Annotated in this window: 2 tRNA genes; both read right to left on the reverse strand. The window is 55.3% G+C overall.

Annotated elements, in window-relative coordinates:
• Positions 1 to 5 precede the first annotated feature (5 nt).
• A tRNA-Glu gene (locus C2M17_RS12560) sits at positions 6 to 81 on the reverse strand.
• 52 nt (positions 82 to 133) lie between these two features.
• Positions 134 to 209: transfer RNA gene (locus tag C2M17_RS12565), tRNA-Glu, on the reverse strand.
• Between the last annotated feature and the right edge of the window lie 10 nt (positions 210 to 219).

The following is a 219-nucleotide window of genomic DNA, read 5'->3' on the forward strand; positions in this document are numbered from 1 at the left end:
TAAAGTGGCGTCCCCTAGGGGATTCGAACCCCTGTTACCGCCGTGAAAGGGCGGTGTCCTAGGCCTCTAGACGAAGGGGACACAAAGTGTGTCACTAGGACTGGTTATTTAAACTCTTACCATACGAGTAAAGTGGCGTCCCCTAGGGGATTCGAACCCCTGTGACCGCCGTGAAAGGGCGGTGTCCTAGGCCTCTAGACGAAGGGGACACAAAGTGTG

Source organism: Pseudoalteromonas sp. T1lg10 (assembly GCF_002964545.1).
Taxonomy (GTDB): Bacteria; Pseudomonadota; Gammaproteobacteria; order Enterobacterales; family Alteromonadaceae; genus Pseudoalteromonas.